Below are 23,298 nucleotides of genomic sequence, written 5' to 3'. Positions count from 1 at the left end.
TTTCCGAGGATTGCCGTAGGCCGGTCATGGGGGGTTCTACGCATCATCGGCGCGATTGGATCACAGCGCGCATCTACACTGCGTCGCGATTGATCCGGCGCGGCCCAGGTTGCGTAGAAGACGACAAGACCACGACGCGGCCCCCTACATGCCTGCCATTCCAACCATTCCCGCCAGCCCAGCCCACCGCCTGATTCCGGGCGCCGCCCCCGGCCCGGACGGCTCGCAAGGGCGGCAGAAGATCGCCGTGATCGGCAGCGGCGTCTCGGGGCTGTCGGCCGCGTGGCTGCTGTCGCGCGCCCACGACGTGACGCTGTTCGAATCTCACCAGCGGCTTGGCGGCCATGCCCACACGGTCGACGTCGACGTCGACGGCGTGCCGCTGGCGGTCGACACGGGGTTCATCGTCTACAACGAGCCGGCCTACCCCAACCTGACGGCCATGTTCGAGCACCTGGGCGTGCGCACCGAGGGTTCGGACATGTCGTTCGCCGTGAGCCTGGACGACGGGCAGCTCGAATATTCAAGCGACGGACTGGCCGGCCTGTTCGCCCAGCCGGTCAATGCCCTGCGTCCGCGCTTCTGGCGCATGCTGGCCGAGCTGCGCCGCTTCTACCGCGATGCTCCGGCGGATGCGCGCAATTTCGGCCTGGTCGCCCTGGACGACTACCTGGACGCACGCGGCTACGGCGATGCCTTCCGCGCCGACCACCTCTATCCGATGGCCGCGGCGATCTGGTCCGCCCCGGCGGAGCGCATCGGCCGCTACCCCACCGAGGCTTTTGTGCGCTTCTGCGAGAACCACCGCCTGCTCGACCTGGGCCAGCGCCCCGTCTGGCGCACGGTCGTCGGCGGGAGCCGCGAGTACGTGAACGCGCTCGCTTCTGCGCTCGACGCGCGGCAGGTGCTGCGCGGCCAGGCCGTGCTCGAGCTGGCGCGTGACGCGCAGGGCGTCCAGGTGCGCACCTCCAACGGCTGGCACCCGCAGCGCTTCGATGCGGTGGTCGTCGCCACCCACGCCGACGAGGCCCTGCACCTGCTGGATGCACCCAGCGCGGACGAGCAGCGCCTGCTGGGTGCCTTCTCGTACAGCCGCAACCTGGCCGTGTTGCACACCGACACGCGCCTCATGCCCCGGCGCCGCCGGACCTGGGCGAGCTGGAACTACCTCGGCCACCGGCGCGACGCGCAATCGCTTTGCGCGAGCTACTGGATGAACCGGCTGCAACCCCTGCCCACGAGCACGCCGATCATGCTCACGCTCAACCCCGGTCATCCGCCGGCCGCCGGCCGCCTGCTGCATACCCAGAGCTACGAGCACCCGCTGTTCGACGCGCGGGCACTGCGCGCCCAGTCGGAGCTGTGGCGCCTGCAGGGGCAACGACACACGTGGTTCTGCGGCGCCTATTTCGGCGCAGGCTTCCATGAAGACGGTCTGCAGGCTGGTCTGGCGGTGGCCGAGGCCCTCGGCGGGGTGCGCCGGCCCTGGCAGGTGGAGAACGAGTCAGGGCGCATTCCGGCCATCCATGCGGCGTCGAAGGCGGCGGCACGCGCTTCCGCATGATGAATCCGCCTGCCAGCAGGCTGCTTTCAGCCACCGTCGTGCACCAGCGCATGCGGCCGTTGCGGCACCGGCTGCGCTATCGCGTCGTCTTCCTGCTGCTGGATCTGGACGAACTCGAATCGCTGAATGCACGGCTGCGGCTCTTCAGCCTCGATCGGCCCGGCCTGTTCAGCTTCCGGCAGTCGGACCACGGCGCGCCGACGGGCGTGAACCTGCGTGACGAGATCCACGGTCAACTGCGTGCTGCTGGTATCGAGGCCACGGGGCGCGTGCGCCTCTTGACCATGCCGCGCATTCTTGGCCACGCATTCAACCCGCTGTCGATCTTCCTGTGCGAACACGAGCATGGCGGGATGGCGGCGGTCATCTACGAGGTGAGCAACACCTTTGGCGAGCGGCACCGCTACCTCGTCGAAGTGGAGCCCTCGCAACAGCATGCGACCACATTGCGCCACGCCTGCGGCAAGCGGCTGCACGTGTCGCCCTTCATGGACATGAACCTGAACTACCGATTCACGCTGAGCCTGCCGCCCGACGAGCAGTCCCCCTTTCAGGTGCACATCGACACCTGCGATCCCGAAGGTACGGTTGTGCTTTCCGCCGGACTGTCCGCAAGGCAAGCGCCGGTGAGCGACTCGAGCCTGCTGGGCGCGTTCGTGCGCCACCCCCTGCTGGGACTGAAGGTGCTGGGCGCCATTCATTGGGAAGCATTGCGGATGCTCATCAAGGGCGCGCCATTCCGGCGCCACCCTGGCGCCGCCGAAAGGCCGCTGACCGTCGTTCGAAGCCAGGAAGCCTCGTTGCCATGAGCCGATTGATCTTCAACACAGCCCGCACCTCGGAAGCCAGCATCAGCGCGGGGCCCGGCCTGCCGTGGACCTGGCGCGGCCAGATCCAGCGCGCGTTGGCCGGTCTTCAGCGCGGCAGCCTCGACCTGACTCTGCCCAATGGCGAGCGCATCAGCGTGCGCGGCCGCGTCGACGGTGCGCATGCCACCGTGCACGTGCATCGCTGGCGAGCGCTGCGTCGCCTGCTTTCTCAAGGCGATCTGGGCTGGGCCGAAAGCTACTGCGACGGCGACTGGTCGACGCCCGATCTCGTCGGCGTGCTCGAATTCGGGCTTGCCAACGAATCGGCGATGGGCAACACACTCACCGGCAACTGGCTTGCCCGTGCCTGGACGCGCGTGCGTCACCTGCTCAATGCCAATACGCCGGCAGGCAGCCGCCGCAACATCAGCGCGCACTACGACCTGGGCAACACCTTCTACGGGACGTGGCTCGATCCGCAGATGATCTACTCCAGCGCGATCTACGCGCCGGGCGATCTGAGCCTGGAGCAGGCCCAGGAGCGGAAGCTCTCGCGCATCGAATCGCTCCTTCAACTCGAAGGGGGCGAGCGTGTTCTCGAGATCGGCTGCGGCTGGGGCGCGCTGGCCATGAAGCTGGCCGCGAACCCAGGCGTGCACGTGACCGGCGTGACGTTGTCACGCGAGCAGCTCGCGCACGCCAATGCCCAGGTCGAGGCCGCTGGGCTTCGCCAGAGCGTGGAACTGCGCCTGCAGGACTATCGGGACATCGAAGGCACATTCGACCGCATCGTCTCCATCGAGATGCTCGAAGCCGTCGGTCAGGCCTATTGGCCGCGCTACTTCCAGACGCTGCGCGATCGCATGAAGCCTGGCGGCACGGCCGTGGTGCAGGTCATCCTGATCGACGACGCGCACTTCGACGCCTACAGCCGAAATCCGGACTTTATCCAGCGCCACGTGTTTCCGGGCGGCATGCTGCCGTGCGACGCTGCCTTGCGCCAGCAGGCGCAGCAGGCGGGCCTGCAGCTCGAATGCACCGACCGCTTCGGCGCGAGCTATGCCCGCACCGTGCAGGAATGGCGACAGCGCTTCGAGGCAGCATGGCCTCTGCTGCGCCCCCTGGGCTTCGACGAGCGCTTCCGGCGGATGTGGAACTACTACCTGGGCTACTGCGAGGTCGGCTTTCGCAACGAGCGGATCGACGTGGCGCTATACAGGATCACGCATTCGCCGCAGGGCCAGACGGCTTGAGGCGCTGGCCCTTCGGGGCTTGCGCAGACAGGTGATCCACCAGGAGCCTGGCCGCTGGCGAGAGGTGCCCCGGATCGCGAAAGCAGATGGCGAATCGTCGCTGGGCCCAGGCATCGTCGAGCCGCACGATCCGACGGCGATCCTGCTCGCCGGACGTGGAAGCGATCTCCCTGGGAACCACCGCCAGGCCAAGCCCGGCGCGCACGCATCGCAGCGAGGCGTCGAAGGTGGACACCACCGCCCGGTAGTAGATCGGCTTGCCGATGATGGCCGCCGCACGTGCAAGCATGGTGTGCACGGCCGTGTTGGCGGGCAGGCCGACATGGTCGAAATCCAAGGTCTGCTCGAAACTGCACGACTTGCGTCTTGCCAGTGGATGCGACGGATGGACGACCACGCAGAGTTCGTCGCCGCGATAGGGCCTTGTTGCCAGGCCTTCCAGGTCCGCCGCATCCCAGCACACGCCGATTGGCGCCAACCCCTCCCGAAGGGCTGAGACGAGCTCCGAACTGGTCCGCTCTTCGATGTCGACGCGAATCTGCGCGTGCTCCGGCATCTGCAGGAAGCTCGCGATGTCATCGGGCAGGGACTCCGTGATCGCCGACACCGAGGCCAAGACGCGAACCTGGCCTTTCACGCCCTTGCGATAGGCCGTCATGTCCCGGGCCACGCGGTCGGCCGTCGCGAGCATCGCGCGCGCATGCTCCAGGAGCATTTCGCCAGCGGCGGTCGGCACCACGCCGCGGCGGTGACGCTCCAACAGCGGCGCACGCACCTGATCTTCGAGCTGGGCAAGGCGCTTGCTGATGGCCGAAGTGCCGATGTGGTTCTGCGCCGCCGCACGTCCGATGTTCCGGTGATCGCAGGTGGCCACGAAGAGTCGCAAAGTCGTCAGGTCCAGGTCGTGCATCGCTTGTGCCTTTCCATATCGGAAACAGATGTGGGATGAATTGTCGCTTTACCACTCATCCAGGCAATCCTAAAGTGGTTGCCAGCAGATGCGAAAAGCAACGGAGACCACATTGAGCACAGCACATGGATCATTGCCACGCCGGGTCGCCATCCGAGAGGTTGGCCTGCGCGATGGCTTGCAGAGCATCGGGACCGTCGTTCCGACGCAGCGCAAGTTCGAGTGGCTGCGCGATGCGGTGGCAGCGGGGCAGACCGAGATCGAAGTCGGATCGTTCGTTCCGCCCAGGCTCATGCCGCAACTTGCAGACACGCAGCAGGTGCTGGCCTATGCCAAGTCTCTGCCGGGCTTGTTCGCCTCGGTCCTCGTGCCCAACCTCAGGGGCGCAGAGCTGGCTCTGGAGGGCAATGCCGACCTGATGATCCTTCCTCTGTCGGCCAGCCATGCCCACAGCCTTGCCAACTTGCGCAAGACGCCGGACGACGTGGTGGCCGAACTGGGGCGCATCCGCGCAGCCCGCGACGCGTCGGGCAAGAAGACTTTGATCGAAGGCGGCGTGGGCACGGCGTTCGGCTGCACGATTCAGGGCCACGTGGCCGAAACCGAGGTGCTTCGATTGATGCAGGCGCTGCTCGATGCTGGCGCCGACCGCGTGAGCCTGGCGGACACGGTGGGCTATGCCGATCCGGCATCGGTCAGCCGCCTGTTCGAGAAAGCCATCGCCATTGCGGGCGATCGCTTTTGCTGCGGCCATTTCCACGATACACGCGGCCTCGCGCTCGTCAATGTTCACGCGGCGCTGCAACTGGGTGTCGATCGGTTCGACGCCTCGCTCGCCGGCATCGGCGGCTGCCCGCACGCGCCTGGCGCAAGCGGCAATGCCGCCACCGAGGACCTGGCGTTCATGTTGCAAGCCATGCGCATCGACACCGGGCTCGACATTCCTGCCCTTCTGGCATTGCGCCAGAAGGTCGCTGGCTGGATCGAGGGCGAGCCGACCCATGGCGCACTCTGGCGAGCCGGACTGCCCAAGACATTCCCCTTCCCCGCCGCCGCCTGAAGGCTCACCCATCCCCTCCTCTTCCCCCATGAAAACCGACAACAACCTGCCGCTGGCCGGCATCCGCGTGCTCGAATTCACCCACATGGTGATGGGCCCGACCTGCGGCATGATCCTGGCCGACCTCGGTGCCGAAGTCATCAAGGTCGAGCCGCCCGGCGGCGACAAGACGCGGCAGCTGCCAGGCCTGGGCATCGGCTTTTTCCGCAGCTTCAACCGCAACAAGAAGAGCGTGGTGCTCGACATCACCACCGACGCGGGAAAGCAGACCGCCGCGGAACTCGTGGGCACCTGCGACGTCGTGCTGGAGAACTTCCGCCCTGGCCTGATGAAGCAACTCGGCCTGGACTACGAAGCCTTGTCCAAGCGCTTCCCGCAGCTCATCTACGTGAGCCACAAGGGCTTTCTGCCAGGGCCCTACGAGAAACGCCTGGCGCTCGACGAGGTCGTGCAGATGATGGGCGGCCTGTCGTACATGACCGGGCCAGTCGGCCGGCCGCTGCGCGCGGGCACTTCGGTCAACGACATCATGGGCGGCATGTTCGGTGCCATCGGCGTGCTCGCTGCGCTGCGCGAGCGCGAACGCACCGGGCACGGACAGGAAGTGCAAAGCGCCCTGTTCGAGAACTGCGTGTTTCTCAGTGCCCAGCACATGCAGCAGTACCTGATGACCGGCGAAGCGCCGCCGCCCATGCCTTCACGCGTATCGGCCTGGAGCGTGTACGACGTCTTCACCCTGGCCGATGGCGAACAGCTCTTCATCGGTGCTGTCAGCGACAAGCAATTTGCGACCCTCTGCAAGGTGCTCGAACGCCCGGACCTGCTGCAAAGGCCCGAATACGCGGACAACGCGGCGCGTGTTGCGCTGCGGCCTCAACTGCTGGCTGAACTCGGGGCGATCCTGGTGGACCACCGCATCGGTGAACTGGCACCCAAGCTGGAGGCCGCCGGGATTCCCTACGCGCCCATCTCGCGTCCGGAGCAACTCGTGAACGACCCCCACCTTCAGCAAAGCGGCGGCATCGTGCCGATGCCCACCGACGATGGCGGCTCCACCGACGTCGTCTTGCTCCCGCTGCTCATGGGCGGCCGGCGGCCGGGTGTCCGCATGCCACTGCCGAAGATCGGCGAGCACACCGAAGAAGTGTTGGCCGCCCTCCACGCGCCTGCCTGAACGGCCCGAACCGCTTTCCACCATCACAAGACAGGAGACATCATGACCACCTACCCCCTCGCCCGACGCACATTGCTTTCCTGCTTTGGTGCATTGATGGCCGCTGGCGCGTTGAGCGCCGTCGGCAATGCCAACGCGCAAAGTTCAACCCCGCTCAGAGTCATTCTTCCGGTGAGCGCGGGCTCGGGTGTGGACGTGATCGTGCGCTCTTCGCAGGTCGCGCTGTCCAAGGCGCTGGGCGGACAGCCGGTGGTCATCGAGAATCTGCCGGGCGCCGGCGGCATCACGGGAACGCAGACCCTTATCAAGGCCGCGCCCGACGGCAACACCATCGCCATCATCTCCAACAACCACGCGGTCAACCCCAGCGTGTTCAAGAAGCTGCCCTACGACAGCCTGGCGGACATCACGCCGATCAGCATCATCGGCGGCTCGCCGTTCGTGCTGGTCGTGAACCCCAAGGTGCCGGCCAAGACCGCGAAAGAGCTGCAGGCGCTGCTCAAGTCGAAGCCCGGTGAATTCAACTTCGGCTCATCGGGCAACGGGACCATCATCCACCTGGCCGGCGAGATGTTCATGGACGAAGCGGGCGTGAAGGCTCGCCATATTCCCTACAAGGGCACCGGGCCGTTGATCACCGACATCATGGCCGGTCAGGTCGAGATGGGCGTCGCGGCGGTCGCCGCTGTCCAAGGCCAGATCAAGGCTGGCACGCTGCGGCCGATCGGCGTGATGGGCAAGGAGCGCGTCAAATCGCTGCCTGATGTGCCCACCTTCGCGGAACAGGGCCTTCCGGGCGTCGATGTCGCGGGATGGTTCGCCGCCATCGGCCCCAAGGGAATGCCACCGGAAAAGGTCAAGCAGATGCACGACGCCCTGGTCGCGGCATTCAATGATCCGGAGGTCAAGGCCGGCTTTGCCAAACGCGACGATGCCCTGATCCTGAGTTCGCCTGAAGACGCCGCGCAGTTCCTGAAATCGGAACAGGAGCGCTATGCACGCCTGGTGCAGAAGGCCAACGTCACGCTGGAATAGGCGGACGGACCTTGCGATCGCAAGGAACCTGGGTCGCTCCCAAGCCTTAGGGCCGTTGCCGGTCAAGGCTTCAACAACGCCCTGTTGGCCGCGGCCACCAGCCGAACCGTCAGCGCATCGAGGACGACCGACGCGGCCCGCGCCTGCTGCCAATACAGCGGCACATCGAGCACCGCGCCCGGTACCAACTCGACCAGCGACCCATCGGCCAGGTGCGGCGCGATGAGCGCCTGCGGATGCAGCGCCCAGCCCATGCCGGCGACGGTCGCAGCAACGAAGGCATGGGCGGAGGGCAGAAAGTGGCGCGGAAGTTCGACGCTGCGATGGCACAGGCGCCGCGCCCATTGCAGCTGCAATTCGTCCTTGGCGTTGAAGGCCAGGCTCGGCGCGCGGGACAGCGTCCCGGCACCGACGCCGTCGGCAAAGTGATCGATTAGGAAAGCCGGGCTTGCAGCCGCGACATAGCGCATCGATCCAAGTGCAAGGCTGTTGCAGCCCGGCGGCGGCCGCGCCGCACTGGTCACTGCAGCCAGCACGGTGCCGCTGCGAAGCCACTCGCTCGTGTGATCCTGGTCATCGACCGAGATTTCCAAAAGCACTGGATTCTGGGTGGCGAATTCCGCCACGGCGGGCGCCAGCCAGGTGGCGAGGCTGTCGGCATTCACGGCCACCGGCAACGGCACCCGCGCGATGCCCTGCGGCGCCAGCGCCGGGACGGCGCCCTCCAGCTCTTGCTCCAGCAGGCGCACGTGGTCGACGTGCTGGCAAAGTCGCCTGCCTGTCTCGGTAGCGCGGCATGGTTGATCGCGCACGACCAGGGCGCATCCCATGCGCTCTTCCAGCAGGCGGATGCGCTGCGAGATGGCAGAAGGCGTGACGTGCAGGACGCGGGCGGCGCGGTCGAAACTGCCCTCGCGTACCACAGCGGCCAAGGCTGCAAGGGCCGAATAATCGAGCATCGGCTGATTAGAACGCCTTAATACGCTTTAGCAAAGATAGTTTTGCTTCAGACTCGGAAGCTGGCAAGCTGAGCCCATGTCTGGTTCATCGATTCTTTCTCTCGCCCCCGCCGCGTTCGTCCAGGGCCTGTTGCTCAGCTTCGGCCTCATCGTCGCCATCGGCGCGCAGAACGCGTTCGTCCTTCGCCAAGGCCTGCGACGCGAGCACGTGGGCAGCGTGGTCCTGTTCTGCGCCTTGGCCGATGGCGCCCTGATCGCCGCGGGCGTGCTGGGCATGGCCCAGGTGCTGGGGCAGCGGCCGGGGTTGGCCCAGGCTCTGGCGCTCGTCGGCGCACTGTTCCTGGCCGCCTATGCATTCCAGGCGCTGCGCAGGGCGCGCCGGCCGCAGGCGCTACAGGCTGGGGCCGGCGCCGTGAGCGCGGGCAAGGCGGTGGTGCTGGCGCAGGCGGCGGCGTTCACGCTGCTCAACCCCCATGTGTATCTCGACACTGTGCTGCTCGTCGGCAGCATCGGCGCGCAGCAGCCGGCGGGCTTGCAGGCCTGGTTCATCGCAGGAGCGAGCATGGCCAGTCTGACGTGGTTCGCGGCGTTGGGCTTCGGAGCGCGGTGGCTCCAGCCCCTGTTCGCCAATCCGAAGGCATGGCAAGTGCTCGATGGTCTGATCGGCCTGACGATGGCCGTGCTGTCGGTATCGCTGGTGCATCACGCCTTCGCGGGCACCTGACATTGGCACGCCCCTTGCGACTGTGAAGGGATGTCCGCCCGGCCATGTTGGCCTCGGCGCGCCATCCACCTTCCAGGAGTTGTTTGCATGACCACGTCCCGCCGTTCGCTGCTCAAGGGTGTCTCTCTGGCCGGCGTCGCCGGCGCCGCACTTGCCGCGCCCGCCCTCGCCCAGGCCCAGCAGTCCTTCACCTGGAAGATGACGAGCGCATACGGCAAGGGCTCGCCCTTCTACATGGATGGACCCGGCAGCGCGACCGACCTGGCCAAGCGCATCGAGGCGATGTCCGGCGGGCGCCTGAAGATCCAGGTGTTCGGCGCCGGCGAACTGATTCCCGCGCTCGAAGGCTTCGATGCGGTGCGCGCCGGCACGGTCGAGATGAACCATGCCAACAGCTACTTTTGGACCGGCAAGACCTTCGCCGCCCAGTACTTCTGCGCGGTGCCCTTCGGCCTGAACTTCCAGGGCATCAACGGCTGGCTCTACGACGGCGGCGGCCAGGAACTGTGGAACGAGGTCTATGCGCCCTTCGGCATGGTCGCCATGCCTTGCGGCAATACCGGCGTGCAAATGACGGGCTGGTTCAAGAAGGAGATCAAGTCGGTCGACGACCTCAAGGGCCTGAAGATGCGCATCCCCGGGCTGGCCGGCCGCGTCTATGCCGCGCTGGGCGTGGACGTGAAGCTGCTGCCCGGCGGCGAGATCTTCCCCGCTCTGGAGCGCGGCGTGATCGATGCCGCCGAGTTCGTCGGCCCCTTCCTCGACAGAAAGCTGGGCCTGCAGAAGGCGGCCAAGTACTACTACACCACCGGCTGGCACGAAAGCGCGACCGTGTCCGAACTGCTGATCAACAAGGCCGCCTGGGACAAGCTGCCCAAGGACCTGCAGGCCGTGGTCTCGAACGCCGCGGCGGCCTGCAACGTCATCAGCGAAGCCTGGTGCCAGCGCAACAACGCCGAAGCAATGGACGACCTGGTCCGCAACCAGGGCGTGATCGCCAGGCCCTTGCCCGACGACGTGGTCAAGAAGCTGCGCGAAGCCACCGCCACCGTGCTTGCCGAAGCCGTCGCGAAGGACGCGCTGACCAAGAAGGTGCACGACTCGTACATGGCCTACCAGAAGAAGTACGCCGCCTGGGCCCGCTACAGCGAAGGCCCCTATCTCGACAAGATCCTGGACGTCTGACCCGCCATGGCCAGTGCATCTCCCGCCGGCGCATCGGGTGCCGGCAAGGCGGCGGCTGCGCGCCGCGTGGTCGGCGCTATCGACAAAGTGGTCGACCGAATCGGCCGCGCGGCCGCATGGCTGACGCTCGCCATCGCGTTGCTGATGGCGGTGGACGTCCTGCTTCGCTACGGCTTCAGCATCGGCTCGGTGTGGGCGCAGGAGCTTGAATGGCATCTGCTGTCGCCGCTGGTGCTGCTGGGCATGACCTATGCGCTGCAAAAGGGTGACCACGTGCGCGTCGACGTGTTCTACGCGCGCTATTCCCCGAGGACGCAGGCAGCGGTCGACCTCGTCGCCGCGCTGCTGGCGATTGCCTTCGCCTTCTTCGTCGTGCGCTACTCGATCGCGTACGTTGGCCAGTCGTACGCGATCAACGAGGTCTCGGCCGATCCAGGCGGACTGACGCATCGCTGGCTGCTGAAGGCGCTGATCCCGGTGGGCTTCGCGCTGTTCGCGGTGCAGGCCTTTGCGCAGGCCATCGATGCCCTGCTGCGCCTGGGCGGCGCCACGGCGCCCCAACACCCGGCGGGCCAGGCGTGATGTCGCCCGAGTGGTTGGCAATCGGCCTGCTGGTCGGATTCTTCGCGCTGCTGATGATCGGCATTCCGGTGGGCATCACGCTGGCGGCCAGTGGCTTCATCTTCGGCTTCCTGGGATTTGGCGAGTCGCTCTTCCACCTGCTGCCCGCACGCATCTTCGGCGTGGTGGGCAACTACCAGTGGCTGGCCATTCCGCTGTTCGTCTTCATGGGCGTGATGCTGGAGAAATCGCGCCTGGCCGAGGACCTGCTCGACGTCATCGGCCACCTCGCCGGCGGCCTTCGCGGCGGCATGGCGCTGGGCATCATCGGCGTGGGTGTGCTGATGGGCGCCACCACCGGCATCGTGGGCGCCACCGTCATCACGCTGGGCCTGCTCACGCTGCCGACACTGCTGCGCCGGGGCTACGACCCGGCCATTGCCTGCGGCGCGATCTGCGCGTCGGGCACGCTGGGGCAGATCGTCCCACCCAGCCTGGTATTGATCCTGCTGTCCGACATCATGCAGTTGTCGGTGGGTACGTTGTTCGCTGCCGCCGTCATGCCCTCACTGCTGCTGGCGGGGCTTTATGCCGCGTGGATCGTCCTCATGGGCATGCTGCGCCCTGACTCGATGCCGCCGGTGCCGCTGCAGGAGCGCAACGCCGTGTCGCGCCGAGAGCTTTGGCTGCGCGTGCTCAAGGTGGCCCTGCCCCCGGTGGCACTGGTGATGGCGGTGCTCGGCTCGATCATCGGCGGCGTGGCCGCACCGACCGAAGCCGCGTCGATGGGCGCGCTGGGCTCTTTGCTGGTGGTTGCGCTGGCCCGGCGCCTGTCGATCGGCATCCTGCGCGAAGTGATGCGCTCCACCACGCGCATCTCGGCCATGGTGCTGTTCATCCTGATCTGCTCGCAGGTCTTCAGCCTGGCTTTTCGTGGCCTGCAGGGCGAGCGGCTCATCGAGGACTTGTTCGAACTGCTGCCCGGCGGAATCAACGCCGACATCTGGTTCCTGATGGCGCTGATCTTCGTGCTCGGCTTCTTCCTGGAATGGATCGAGATCAGCTACATCGCCGTGCCGCTGTTCCTGCCGATCTTTGCCGCCGCCAACGTCGACCCGGTGTGGCTGGCGATGCTCATCACGATCAACCTGCAGAGCTCGTTTCTCACGCCGCCGTTCGGCTGGGCGTTGTTCTTCCTGCGCGGCGTGGCGCCGCCGCAGATCACGACGCGCCATATCTATCTTGGCGTGATTCCTTTCGTCGCCCTGCAACTGATCGCGATTGGGCTGGTGTTCGCGGTGCCCGCCATCGCGACATGGCTGCCCAAGACGATCGGCTGGTAGCACCGACGAACTTTTGCTTTTGAATCAACAGCTTAGGCGCAATGAGCACCCCGGCGACGAATGCCGCGCGAGGCGCCGCGCGCAGGGTCTTCTGGGGAAGCTGCCTACAACTTGCTAGAGTTCATGTCTTGTCTGCAATTTCGTTTTGCAATGTGCAATGCGAAGTCACGTTGAATACAAACCTGAGCACGCTGCTATGACCGCCGGAAACTCCCAAATCATCTACACCCTTACCGACGAAGCACCCCGCCTGGCCACGGCCTCGCTGCTGCCCATCGTCCAGGCCTTCACGGCACCGGCAGGCATCTCGGTGACCACGAGCGACATCTCGGTCGCCGGCCGGATCCTGGGTCAGTTCCCGGAAGCGTTGACCGAAGAACAGCGCGTGCCCGACAACCTTTCGGAGCTGGGCAAGCTCACGCTCAAGCCCGAAGCCAACATCATCAAGCTGCCCAACATCAGCGCCTCGGTGGCTCAGCTCAAGTCGGCCATCAAGGAACTGCAGGACAAGGGCTACAAGATCCCCGACTTCCCCGAGAACCCGAAGACGGACGAGGAAAAGGAAATCCGCGCTCGCTACAACAAGTGCACCGGCAGCGCCGTGAACCCCGTGCTGCGCGAAGGCAACTCGGACCGCCGCGCGCCCAAGGCGGTGAAGGAGTTCGCCCGCAAGAACCCGCACAGCATGGCCGAGTGGAGCCAGGCATCGCGCTCGCACGTCTCGCACATGCACCACGGCGACTTCTATCACGGCGAGAAGTCGATGACGCTGGACAAGGCGCGCAACGTGAAGATGGAACTGCTGACCAAGAGCGGCAAGGCCATCGTCCTGAAGCCGAAGGTGGCCCTGCTCGATCGCGAAGTCATCGATTCGATGTTCATGAGCCGCAAGGCCCTGCTCGAGTTCTACGAGCGCGAGATCCAGGACGCGCACAAGACCGGCGTGATGTTCTCCCTGCACGTCAAGGCGACCATGATGAAGGTGTCGCACCCCATCGTGTTCGGCCACTGCGTCAAGATCTTCTACCGCGAAGCCTTCGAGAAGCACGCCAAGGTGTTCGAAGAGCTGGGCGTGAACGTCAACAACGGCATGGTCGACCTCTACAACAAGATCGCCGCCCTGCCCCAGAGCACCCAGGACGAGATCAAGCGCGACCTGCATGCCTGCCATGAGCACCGCCCCGAGCTGGCCATGGTCGATTCGGCCAAGGGCATCACCAACTTCCATTCGCCCAACGACGTGATCGTCGATGCGTCGATGCCCGCCATGATCCGCAACGGCGGCAAGATGTATGGCGCCGACGGCCGCCTGAAGGACGTCAAGGCCGTCATGCCCGAAAGCACCTTCGCCCGCATCTACCAGGAGATGATCAACTTCTGCAAGTGGCACGGCGCCTTCGACCCCAAGACGATGGGCACCGTGCCCAACGTCGGCCTGATGGCCCAGCAGGCCGAGGAATACGGCTCGCACGACAAGACCTTCGAGATCCCCGAAGACGGCGTGGCCAACATCACCGACCTGGACACCGGCGAAGTGCTGCTCAGCCAGGACGTGGAGAAGGGCGACATCTGGCGCATGTGCCAGGTCAAGGACGCCGCGATCCGCGACTGGGTCAAGCTGGCCGTCACGCGCGCTCGCAACTCGGGCATGCCGGTGGTCTTCTGGCTCGACGCCTATCGCCCGCACGAGGCGCAGCTCATCACCAAGGTGCGCATGTACCTGCACGAGCACGACACCACCGGCCTGGACATCCAGATCATGAGCCAGGTGCGCGCCATGCGCTACACGCTGGAGCGCGTGATCCGCGGCCTGGACACCATCAGCGCCACCGGCAACATCCTGCGCGACTACCTCACCGACCTGTTCCCCATCATGGAGCTGGGCACCTCGGCCAAGATGCTGTCCATCGTGCCGCTGATGGCCGGCGGCGGCATGTACGAGACGGGCGCCGGCGGCTCGGCGCCCAAGCACGTGCAGCAACTGGTGGAAGAAAACCACCTGCGCTGGGATTCGCTGGGCGAGTTCCTGGCCCTGGCCGTGAGCCTGGAAGACCTGGGCATCAAGAACCACAACGCCAAGGCCAAGATCCTGGCCAAGACGCTGGATGCCGCCACCGGCAAGCTGCTGGACAACAACAAGGGCCCGTCGCCCAAGACCGGCCAGCTCGACAATCGTGGCAGCCACTTCTACCTGGCGATGTACTGGGCGCAGGCGCTGGCCGAGCAGACCGAGGACAAGGAACTGGCCGCACAGTTCAAGAAGCTGGCCGAGACGCTGGCGGCCAACGAGAAGAAGATCGTGGACGAACTGGCCGCCGTTCAGGGCAAGCCGGCGGACATCGGTGGCTACTACCTGCCGGACACGGCCAAGACCGACGCGATCATGCGTCCGAGCGCGACGCTGAATGCGGCGCTGGCGTCGGTGTCGTCTTGATCGACTGACTGCCTGACCGGCCCGCAGCGCGGGCTGGACGAACACGAGGCCCTCTCCTCCCGATTCGGGACGAGAGGGCTTTCTTCTTGTGGCTCGCGCCCCTACACTGCGCGGCTGCTGCCATTGCCATGTGTCGCCCACGCCGTTCCCGCGGTGTCGGCCGAGCAATCCCCGATCGCAACGGAAGGAGACACGCATGCAAAAGACGCCATTCATCGACCGGCGCCTGCCAGTTGCCAGCCTGCTGGCTTTTCTGCTCGCTGCCTGCGGCGGTGGCAGTGGCGGTAGCGAAGCGGCAAGCGGCGCAGCGGCCAGCAGCAAGAGCGTCGACGTCGCCGACGCCGCTGCGGCCAGCAAGGCATCTTCCGAAGAAGCCGAAAAGTCGCGTGGTGGCGGCCCCTTGCCCAAGATCATCAGCGTGTCGAACCGCGCCGATCTGCTCAGCGGGGGCGACGCGCTGATCGAGCTCGACCTCCCCAGCAACCATCGCTCGACCCATGACCTTCAGGTGATGCTGGATGGACAGGACGTCACCAGCACCTTCGTGCGCGGCAGCGACGGCCGATTGCAGGGCCTGCTGACCGGCATGGCCCCGGGCCAACACGAAGTCGTCGCACGCACTGGCAAGTCGGCCGCGTCGCGGCTCACATTGACCATGCACCCGCGAGGCGGCCCGGTGATCAGTGGCGAACAGGCGGTGCCCTTCGTGTGCGCGACCCGCGTGCCGCAGGGCGCCACGGACACCCAGCCGGCCACCATCGCAAGCGGCCTGGGCGACGCGCAGGCGGGCGATACGCAGTGCAACATGTTCACGGGCTACATGTTCTATTACAAGAGCACCACGCCCGGCTGCACCCTGGCCCTGCCCGATCCCATCAATCGGCCTGCCTACACAGACCCGAATCCGCCGGCCAGCGTGCCGCAGCCGGCCAACCCCTGCTTCAAGCCCTACTCGTTCCGGGTTCCGCCGAGCGACCTGGCCACGACCACGACCGACGACGGCCGCACCGTGCCGTACGTCGTTCGTGTGGAGCGCGGCGTGATCAATCGCGGCATCTACGACATCGCGGTGTTGTGGCGCTCCGGACCCGGCGTGCCTGGCGGCGCTCACGCAGTCTGGAACGGCAAGCTCGTCTATCACTTTGGCGCCAGCACCGGCCAGCCGCGCCGCCAGGCCCGCCCCGCCACGGCCTGGACCGACGATCGCGCCCTCTCGCGCGGCCACATGGTGGCCATGAACAGCATGTCGGATTCGCTGCAGAACTCCAACCGCGTCCTGATGAGCGAGACGGTGATGATGATGAAGGAACACATCATCGAGCACTACGGGCAGCTCTATGGACCGCTGCGCTTCACCATCGGCAACGGCTGCTCGGGCGGTTCGATCGCGGCCAACATGGTCTCCACCCTCGGCCCGGGATTGCTCGACGGCATCACCACGTCCTGCACCTATCCGGATTCAGAAACCACGGCGATGGAGGTCGCCGATTGTGTGCTGCTCGTCGAGGCCTATCAGAAGCCACAATGGCTTGCGCTGCAGGGAGGCTTGAGCCCGGCGCAGATCAACCTCAAGAAGGCGGCCATCAACGGCCATCTCGACCAGTCGGCTTGCCATGGGTGGTTCAATTCATTCGGCAGCAATGCCCAGCCCGGCAACTATTACCAACGGGTGGTGCCGCCGGCGCTCAATGCGTCCGGCACCATCGTGACATTGCCAACCCAGGTCAACAACTGCGAGTTGCCTGCCAGTCAGGTCTACGACCCTGTCACGAACCCCGACGGCCCCCGTTGTGACGCATGGTCCTGGGCGCGATCCATCTGGGGGACCGTGCCGGGCACCCAGTACCCACGCGACACCCGCGACAACGTCGGCGTGCAATACGGACTGGGCGCATTGCTGGCCGGCCGCATCAGTGGCGAGGAATTCGTGACGCTCAACGAGATCGTCGGCGGAACCGACCGGGACAACCAGTTGCGACCCGAACGCAGCCAGGCCGATCCGGAGGCGCTGACCACTGCCTACAGGGCCGGCATCGTGCTGGACGGCGAGCCGCTGTCTCGCGTGGCGATCATCGACATGCGCGGCTGGGACGATTCGGTGACCGAACTGCCGCCGGGGCTGGCGCTGCTGGGCGTCCCACCGGCCAATCTCCAAGGTGTTGCGCTGTTCGGCATCCATCACCAATGGCGCAGCTTTGCCGTACGCGACCGGCTCGACCGGGATTCCGGCGGCCACGCCAATCAAGCGATGTGGCGCTTCGGGCGCAATGGGTTCGTGCCATCGGCCGCGATGTCTACCGACGCATTCCTCCAGATGGACCAGTGGCTGACCAACCTGGCAAGCGACGGATCGAACCGCCCTCTGGAACAGAAGGTGCGGCGCAGCCGGCCGGATCAGACCGTCGACTACTGCCTGCCCAGCGACGACGCCACGCAGTCGACGAAGGTCACTGACGAACAGGTGTGCAATGCCGACCGCTACCTGGCGCCGCATGCCTCTCCACGGCAAGTGGCGGGCGGGCCCCGCAGCGAAGATGTGCTCAAGTGCAGGCTTCGCCCGCTGCGGCCTTGGGACTACGCCGGCCTGCTCAGCCCAGACCAGTTGAACAGGCTGCAAGCCGTGTTCCCGGATGGCGTGTGCGACTGGCGGCGCCCGGGTGTGGCCCAGCACGCTTCACGTGCGCCCTTGACCTTTGCGAATGGCCCTGGCGGACAGCCACTGGGCGAAGCGCCACGGTCCGAACGTGCGCATTGAAGCGCTTGCTAGCTGGCTGACCGCAGCGGCGCCCTGCTGCGCTCGTTGTTCACGGTGACGAACTTGCGCAGCAGCGCCAGAAACTGTGCCTGCTCCTGCGCGTCCAGGCCGTCGAGCAGGATGTGCTGCATCTGCGCCATGGTGGGCACCATGCCGGCCAGAAGTTCTTCGCCCGCTGCAGACAGCCGCAGTTCGCGCTGGCCGCGTGCCAGCACCTGCCGGGTGATCCAGCCCTTGGCCTCCAGCCGCGCGGCGATGTCGGCGGCCGTGGAGGTATCGAGGCCTGCCTGCTGCGCCAGGCGCACCTGGTCGATGCCAGGGCTGCTTTCGAGCGTGCGCATCACCGCGTACTGCACCGGCGTCACTTCCCGGCCCATGGTTTCATGGAACACCGACACGGCGATCTGATGCGCCCGCCGGATCAGGTGGCCGGGCTGGTCGTTGATGTCGATCGTGACGGTGTCGGCGGGCAGCGTAGAAGACATGGTGGCGAGGCCAGGAAGGGTGAATGGGTGGCGGGCCGGGCGAGTCTACCGACCCGCCAGACGGCCTGCGCCCCTTAGAGATCGAGCACCAGCATCGGCGTGCGCGAGCGCGAGCAGCACGGCGTGAACTGATCGTTGGCTGCCTGCTCTTCGGGCGTCAGGTACAAGTCCTTGTGGTCCGGCTCGCCGGCCAGCACGCGCGTCAGGCAAGTGCCGCAGACGCCCTGCTCGCAGGACGTGGCCACTTCGATGCCGGCGGCCGCCAGCGCCTGGACCACTGTCTGCTCCTTGGCGACCGGGATCACGCGGCCCGAACTGGCCAGCTTGACCTCGAACGCGCCGTCCGCATCGGACTTGGCGATCTCGGCCGAGAAGAACTCGTAGTGCAGCTGCGACTCGGGCCAGCCGGCGGCACGGGCCGCGCCCAGCACGGCGTCCATGAAGCCCTTGGGGCCGCAGACATACAGATGCACGCCCGGCTGCACCGTGCCCACCACCTGCTCCAGCTGCAGCTTCTGCACCGCGTCGCCATCGTCGAAGTGGAACTGCACCTGCTCCGCGAAGGCCGACGCACGGATGCGCTCGGCAAAGGCAGTGCGTTCGCGCGAGCGGGTGCAGTAGTGCATCTCGAACTGCTCGCCGGCCAAGGCCAGGCGCTCGGCCATGCACAGGATGGGCGTCACGCCGATTCCGCCGGCGAGCAGCACGCTGCGTGTTGCGCCTTTTTCCAGGGGAAAGTGGTTCTTCGGCGCGCTGATGCGCAGTTCGGTGCCTTCGGCCACCGTGTCGTGCATGGCTTGCGAGCCGCCGCGCGACGCCGGGTCGCGCAGCACGCCGATCAGGTAGCGGTGGCTTTCGCGCGGGTCGTTGCACAGCGAATATTGGCGCGTGACGCCGTTGGGCAGATGCACGTCGATGTGCGAGCCTGCCGAGAACGCCGGCAGCGGATGGCCATCGACGCGCACCAGCTCAAAGCTGCAGATGTCCTGCGCCTCGGCCTGCTTGCGCGCCACGCGCACCGTCAGTTCGGCAGCGGCGCTCATGCCGTCTGCCCCGCGGGTTCTGCCGACTCGGTTGGGGCGCGCTCGGCTTCGATCAGCCGGTCGAGCACGCGGCGCGATTGCACGCCACCCGCGTCGATGTTGAGCTTGAGCAACTGGCGCTGCGGATGGGCCGTGATGTTGCGCTGCTGCTGCTCCAGCATCTCCAGGTCTTCGCTGAAGATCTTGTGCTGGCCTTCGCGGATCGAGGCCGTCAGGGCCTTGTCATGCGGCTGGAAGTTGCGCGCCATGCCCCAGAAATACCAGTGCGAGGTCTCGGTCTCCGGCGTGATGAAGTCCACCACGATGCTCGACACCTTGTGCGCGGGGTCGGCGTTGTATCCGCCCTTGCCGGCATGCGCCACGCCCACTTCGATCAGCACGTGGCTGGGCGGGGTGAAGCGGCAGATCTGCCAGCGGTCCACCGGCACGTCGTCGGCCAGGTGGTTGCCGCGCAGCGCCATGCGCCAGAACGGCGGTGCCTGCACGTTGTCCATGAAGCGGCTGGTAACGACCTGCTCGCCCTCGGTCTTGGTGCTCACCGGTGCCTCGTCGATCTCCTTCTGGCCGATGCTCGTGGCGTGCACGTAAGTCTCGTGCGTCAGATCCATCAGGTTGTCGATCATCAGGCGGTAGTCGCACTGGATGTGGAACAGGCCGCCGCCATAGGCCCACTCGGGGCTCTCTGCCCACTCCAGGTGATGCAGCTTGGCGGCATCGGCTTGCGCCGGATCGCCCGGCCAGACCCAGATGAAGCCGTAGCGCTCGATCACCGGAAACGAGCGGATGGCCGGAAAGCCGCGCACGCGCTGTCCGGGCATGGACACCGTCTTGCCGTCGCAACCCATTTCCAGGCCGTGGTAGCCACAGACCAGCTTGCCCTCGATCACCTTGCCCAGCGACAGCGGCGCACCTCGATGCGGGCAGAAGTTCTCCAGCGCGGTGGCCTTGCCCTCTTGCGCGCGGTAGAGAACCATGTTTTCGCCGCAGATCATGCGGCCCAGGGGCTTGTCGTCGATCTCGCTGGCGGTGCACGCCACGTACCAGGTGTTTTTCGGGAACATGCGGTCTCCTTGCGTTGGCTGGGGTCGGTCCACAGAGGCAGATGTAGCACGATCAGTGTGCTGAATGATGACGATCAGTGTACTGATTCAATCCGGAGAAGCCAAGGTTCGAATCTTGGTAGTTACCCTGATCCCCATCGGCAGCCGCCCGGAAATCGCGTCGAAACGAACAAAAGGCAGGGCCTCGAAGTGTCTGGGGGACAATGCTTCATGAGCGCTCGCAAATCCCCCTCCTCTCCCGCCCTGACTTCCAAGGCGCTTTTCCACGGCGTCGACCATCTGGTCGTTCGCGTCAACGCCGCACGCCCGCTGTTCGAGGTCTTCTCCGCCACGCTCGGCCTGCCCGTCACCTGGCCGCTGGAACAGGCCAGCTTTGCCACCTTCGGCTGGATCGGTCTGGGCAACGCCAACCTCGAGATCTGGGCCGACGCCAAGAACGCCGACCTGCCCGAACATTGCCCCCTGCCGCTGATCCACGGCATTGCACTTGCGCCTCAGCGCATGAAGAGCGCGATCGCCGCCCTGGAAGAAAAGGGCGTGCCAATGAAGCCGCCGCGCGTCTATCGCTCGCGCAACGACGAAGGCACGCTGCAGACCAACTTCACCAACGTCGTCCTTCCTGGCGTCTCCGGACCGACCTGCGAGGTCTTCCTGTGCGCCTGGGACCGCGACGCGGCCATCGTGCCCTGGCAGGCCGGCACTTCGACGACACGTCGCCGCGAGACCGAACGAGCGGCACTGGAAGCCGTCAACGGCGGATTGCTGGGCGTGACCGGTCTGCGCCGCATCACCATCGCCACCCCCGACCACCCGACACTGGCCGGCGAGTGGCACAAGATCCGCGGCAGCTACAAGCAACCGACGCAACTGGTGCCCGATGTGGACGTCGACGTAGTGGTCGGCGAGCAGCACGTCGTGTCGTCGATCGACCTGGAAGTACGCGACCTGGCCGCCGCCCGCGACTTCCTGGCCGACAAGGGCCTGCTTGCCGAGCGCACCGACGACACCGTGATGCTCTCGCCCGAGGCGACCGGCGGCCTGGCCATTCGCCTCGTCGCGCCCACGCCCGCCGAAGACAAGCCGGCTGCCAAGCCTGCCGCGAAGCCGGGCGCCAAGAAGTCCGCCAAGAAGTACTGAGGCCGAGCCGGGCGGCTCAGCGCATCACCAGGCCCCCATCGACGAACAGCACCTGCCCCGTCATGAACCGGCTCCAGTCCGAAGCCAGGAAAAGAACGGGGCCCGCCACATCTTCCGGGCGCGCAATGCGGCGCAGCGGCGTGACGGCCGCGATGGACTCGCGAAAGTCCTCGCGCGTCGCCCCGCTGGCCTGCGTCGGATACACCAGGCCCGGCGCCACGCAATTCACTCGCACACCCTGAGGCCCCAATTCCGCCGCCAGGTTGCGGCTGAAGCCCACCAGCGCCGACTTGGCGGTCGTGTAGTCGTGGTACGGCACCACCGGCCGCTCGACCAGGTCGCTCACGATGTTGACGATGCTCGCGCCGCCGCCAGGACGCAGGTGCGGCAACACCGCCCGGCATACGTGAAAGGCACCGCCCACCGCGCCGTCGAACTGCGTCCGATAGTCCGCGAACGACGTCTGCGCAAAGTGCCTGCGCTGCTGCGGATCGAAGGCGTAGGGCCTGAAGGCGTTGTTGACTACCACGTCGATCGCGCCAGCCTCGCGCACGACCGCCGCCACCATGCCTTGGACCTCGGACTCGGCGCCGACGTCGGCCTTCAACGCCCACGCATCGCCGCCCGCCGACTGGCACTGCGCCACCACCTCGGCAGCGGCGGCGTCGTTGCTCAGATGATTGATGGCCACCGTCGCGCCTTCGGCCGCGAACGCCCGCGCGATGGCCGCGCCGATGCCACGGCTTGCACCGGTGACCAGCACCACCTTGCCCGCGAACTTGCCGGACGTGTTCATCACGCGGAAGGCGGCAGCAGGTCGTTCGCGACCACGTCCGACATGCGCAGCGGCTGGCTGATCAGCCCCAGTTCACGATAGGCATCGGCCGCCTTCTGCAGCGTGCCCACATCCAGCGTGCCCAGGCCATGCTTCTCAGTGAGCGGTGACACGGCCGATGCGTTGCGCAGCCGGATGATCTCGAGATTGGTAGCGCGGTCGGTGCCGTCGATGGCGACCTTCATCGCCAGTCCGGCTGCCTCGTCCGGGTTGGCAATCATCCAGGCAGCGCTGTCGCGGTACGCCTTCAGGAAGCGCCGCAGCAGCGGCTTGTTGTCCTGGTAGAACTTGTCGCGCACCACGAACAGATCGCTCGACACGTTCAGATGGTCGCGCACCGCCATCACGTCGACCTCGCCGATGCCCTTGCGACGGCCGACCAGCAAGCCGGTGTCGGTGGCGGCGGTGGCATCCACCTGCCCTTGCATGAGCGGCGCGAAGTTCAGCAGGCCGGTGACGACGATGGTGACGTCCGACTCCTTCAGCCCGGCCTGGTTCAGCAGCACCAGCAGGTTCTGGCGCGTGCCGCTCGAAAGGCTGTACACGCCGATCCTCTTGCCCTTGAGGTCGGACGGTCGCTTGATGCTGGCGCTCTTGAGCGACACCACGTTGAACACGTTCTGCGGATAGATGTCGTAGATCGCACGCAGCTTCTCGCCCTTGTCCAGCGCGGCGAAGAGCGCACCCGGGTCGGTGAAGGCGACGTCGGCCTGGCCGCTCAGCACGTTGCGCAGCGCGTCGCCGCCGCCGGCGCCCGGCACGTAGGCCAGGTCCACGCCGGCCGCCTTGAAGAAGCCCTTGTCGGGCTCCACCAGCAGGTTGGTGATCTCGGTGATCGGCTTGCTCCAGCCGGCAACGGTGATCTTTCCGGCAACCTCGGCGGCCTGCGCACGGCGCAGTACCGCCGGAGCGGCCATGAGCGCGGCAGACGCGAGCAGCGCGCGGCGACGCAAGGTGAAGTGGTCCATGGT

The 23,298-nt window shown here is 66.4% G+C and carries 20 protein-coding genes; 13 read left to right on the top strand and 7 right to left on the bottom strand.

Features of this window, described 5'->3' with window-relative positions; all coding sequences use genetic code 11:
- The first annotated feature begins 148 nt into the window (after nt 1–148).
- The 3 genes from QTH91_RS08410 to QTH91_RS08400 are packed head-to-tail and all read left to right on the top strand — an operon-like array spanning nt 149 to nt 3,626.
- The gene (locus QTH91_RS08410) at nt 149–1,564 is read left to right on the top strand and encodes an NAD(P)/FAD-dependent oxidoreductase (protein WP_286659530.1); all 1,416 of its coding nucleotides are present in this window, start codon (nt 149–151) and stop codon (nt 1,562–1,564) included.
- Nucleotides 1,561–2,373 (top strand): DUF1365 domain-containing protein, encoded by an 813-nt coding sequence (locus QTH91_RS08405; protein WP_286659529.1) that lies wholly within the window; start codon nt 1,561–1,563, stop codon nt 2,371–2,373. The genes QTH91_RS08410 and QTH91_RS08405 overlap by 4 nt, the downstream gene beginning before the upstream one ends.
- Nucleotides 2,370–3,626 carry an SAM-dependent methyltransferase gene (locus tag QTH91_RS08400; RefSeq protein WP_286659528.1) on the top strand — a complete coding sequence of 419 codons (1,257 nt, stop codon included), beginning with the start codon at nt 2,370–2,372 and terminating at the stop codon, nt 3,624–3,626. Before QTH91_RS08405 ends, QTH91_RS08400 begins: the two co-directional genes overlap by 4 nt.
- On the opposite strand, the gene QTH91_RS08395 is transcribed toward QTH91_RS08400, so the two are convergent.
- Nucleotides 3,595–4,536, bottom strand: a complete 942-nt coding sequence (locus QTH91_RS08395) for a LysR family transcriptional regulator (protein ID WP_286659527.1) — start codon at nt 4,534–4,536, stop codon at nt 3,595–3,597. The genes QTH91_RS08400 and QTH91_RS08395 overlap by 32 nt on opposite strands.
- Before the next feature lie 112 nt (nt 4,537–4,648).
- Between QTH91_RS08395 and QTH91_RS08390 the strand changes: the two genes are divergently transcribed.
- Genes QTH91_RS08390 through QTH91_RS08380 form a run of 3 tightly spaced genes read left to right on the top strand, consistent with a single transcriptional unit; the run spans nt 4,649 to nt 7,805 of the window.
- Nucleotides 4,649–5,596, top strand: a complete 948-nt coding sequence (locus QTH91_RS08390; protein ID WP_390368165.1) for a hydroxymethylglutaryl-CoA lyase — start codon at nt 4,649–4,651, stop codon at nt 5,594–5,596.
- 28 nt (nt 5,597–5,624) lie between these two features.
- A complete protein-coding gene (locus tag QTH91_RS08385) occupies nt 5,625–6,770 on the top strand; it encodes a CaiB/BaiF CoA transferase family protein (protein ID WP_286659525.1) in 1,146 nt (381 codons plus the stop codon).
- A 42-nt stretch (nt 6,771–6,812) separates the two neighbouring features.
- A complete protein-coding gene (locus QTH91_RS08380; RefSeq protein WP_301334476.1) occupies nt 6,813–7,805 on the top strand; it encodes a Bug family tripartite tricarboxylate transporter substrate binding protein in 993 nt (330 codons plus the stop codon).
- Between the two features lie 62 nt (nt 7,806–7,867).
- Here QTH91_RS08380 and QTH91_RS08375 read toward each other — a convergent pair whose 3' ends face one another.
- Nucleotides 7,868–8,764: a LysR family transcriptional regulator ArgP gene (locus QTH91_RS08375; protein ID WP_286659524.1), complete on the bottom strand. Its 897-nt coding sequence runs from the start codon at nt 8,762–8,764 to the stop codon at nt 7,868–7,870.
- 76 nt (nt 8,765–8,840) lie between these two features.
- Between QTH91_RS08375 and QTH91_RS08370 the strand changes: the two genes are divergently transcribed.
- The 6 genes from QTH91_RS08370 (at nt 8,841) to QTH91_RS08345 (ending at nt 17,766) form a co-directional block, all read left to right on the top strand.
- Nucleotides 8,841–9,488, top strand: coding sequence for a LysE/ArgO family amino acid transporter (locus QTH91_RS08370; protein ID WP_286659523.1), 648 nt, complete (start codon nt 8,841–8,843; stop codon nt 9,486–9,488).
- A gap of 87 nt (nt 9,489–9,575) precedes the next feature.
- A complete protein-coding gene (locus QTH91_RS08365; protein ID WP_286659522.1) occupies nt 9,576–10,673 on the top strand; it encodes a TRAP transporter substrate-binding protein in 1,098 nt (365 codons plus the stop codon).
- 6 nt (nt 10,674–10,679) lie between these two features.
- A complete protein-coding gene (locus QTH91_RS08360) occupies nt 10,680–11,255 on the top strand; it encodes a TRAP transporter small permease subunit (RefSeq protein WP_286659521.1) in 576 nt (191 codons plus the stop codon).
- The gene (locus tag QTH91_RS08355) at nt 11,255–12,577 is read left to right on the top strand and encodes a TRAP transporter large permease (RefSeq protein WP_286659664.1); all 1,323 of its coding nucleotides are present in this window, start codon (nt 11,255–11,257) and stop codon (nt 12,575–12,577) included. Before QTH91_RS08360 ends, QTH91_RS08355 begins: the two co-directional genes overlap by 1 nt.
- A gap of 196 nt (nt 12,578–12,773) precedes the next feature.
- Nucleotides 12,774–15,011, top strand: a complete 2,238-nt coding sequence (locus tag QTH91_RS08350; RefSeq protein ID WP_286659520.1) for an NADP-dependent isocitrate dehydrogenase — start codon at nt 12,774–12,776, stop codon at nt 15,009–15,011.
- A gap of 196 nt (nt 15,012–15,207) precedes the next feature.
- Nucleotides 15,208–17,766 carry a DUF6351 family protein gene (locus tag QTH91_RS08345; protein ID WP_286659519.1) on the top strand — a complete coding sequence of 853 codons (2,559 nt, stop codon included), beginning with the start codon at nt 15,208–15,210 and terminating at the stop codon, nt 17,764–17,766.
- Between the two features lie 8 nt (nt 17,767–17,774).
- On the opposite strand, the gene QTH91_RS08340 is transcribed toward QTH91_RS08345, so the two are convergent.
- The 3 genes from QTH91_RS08340 to QTH91_RS08330 all read right to left on the bottom strand — a co-directional run bounded on the left by QTH91_RS08340 (nt 17,775) and on the right by QTH91_RS08330 (nt 20,355).
- Nucleotides 17,775–18,251, bottom strand: coding sequence for a MarR family winged helix-turn-helix transcriptional regulator (locus tag QTH91_RS08340; protein ID WP_286659518.1), 477 nt, complete (start codon nt 18,249–18,251; stop codon nt 17,775–17,777).
- 74 nt (nt 18,252–18,325) lie between these two features.
- Nucleotides 18,326–19,294 (bottom strand): PDR/VanB family oxidoreductase, encoded by a 969-nt coding sequence (locus QTH91_RS08335; RefSeq protein ID WP_286659517.1) that lies wholly within the window; start codon nt 19,292–19,294, stop codon nt 18,326–18,328.
- Nucleotides 19,291–20,355 carry an aromatic ring-hydroxylating dioxygenase subunit alpha gene (locus tag QTH91_RS08330; protein ID WP_286659516.1) on the bottom strand — a complete coding sequence of 355 codons (1,065 nt, stop codon included), beginning with the start codon at nt 20,353–20,355 and terminating at the stop codon, nt 19,291–19,293. Before QTH91_RS08330 ends, QTH91_RS08335 begins: the two co-directional genes overlap by 4 nt.
- Nucleotides 20,356–20,565: 210 nt before the next feature.
- On the opposite strand from QTH91_RS08330, the gene QTH91_RS08325 reads away from it, so the two are divergent.
- On the top strand, nt 20,566–21,492 hold the full coding sequence (locus QTH91_RS08325; RefSeq protein WP_286659515.1) for a hypothetical protein: 927 nt from the start codon (nt 20,566–20,568) through the stop codon (nt 21,490–21,492).
- 16 nt (nt 21,493–21,508) lie between these two features.
- Here the strand turns inward: QTH91_RS08325 and QTH91_RS08320 are convergent, their stop codons facing one another.
- Nucleotides 21,509–22,288 carry an SDR family oxidoreductase gene (locus QTH91_RS08320; protein WP_286659663.1) on the bottom strand — a complete coding sequence of 260 codons (780 nt, stop codon included), beginning with the start codon at nt 22,286–22,288 and terminating at the stop codon, nt 21,509–21,511.
- On the bottom strand, nt 22,288–23,295 hold the full coding sequence (locus QTH91_RS08315; protein ID WP_286659514.1) for an ABC transporter substrate-binding protein: 1,008 nt from the start codon (nt 23,293–23,295) through the stop codon (nt 22,288–22,290). The genes QTH91_RS08320 and QTH91_RS08315 overlap by 1 nt, the downstream gene beginning before the upstream one ends.
- Nucleotides 23,296–23,298 lie beyond the last annotated feature (3 nt).

Origin of the sequence: Variovorax dokdonensis (genome assembly GCF_030316895.1) — a bacterium.
GTDB lineage: Bacteria > Pseudomonadota > Gammaproteobacteria > Burkholderiales > Burkholderiaceae_C > Variovorax > Variovorax dokdonensis.
The sequence above is the reverse complement of the archived record's forward strand: the minus strand, read 5'-3'. Positions and strand labels throughout refer to the sequence as shown.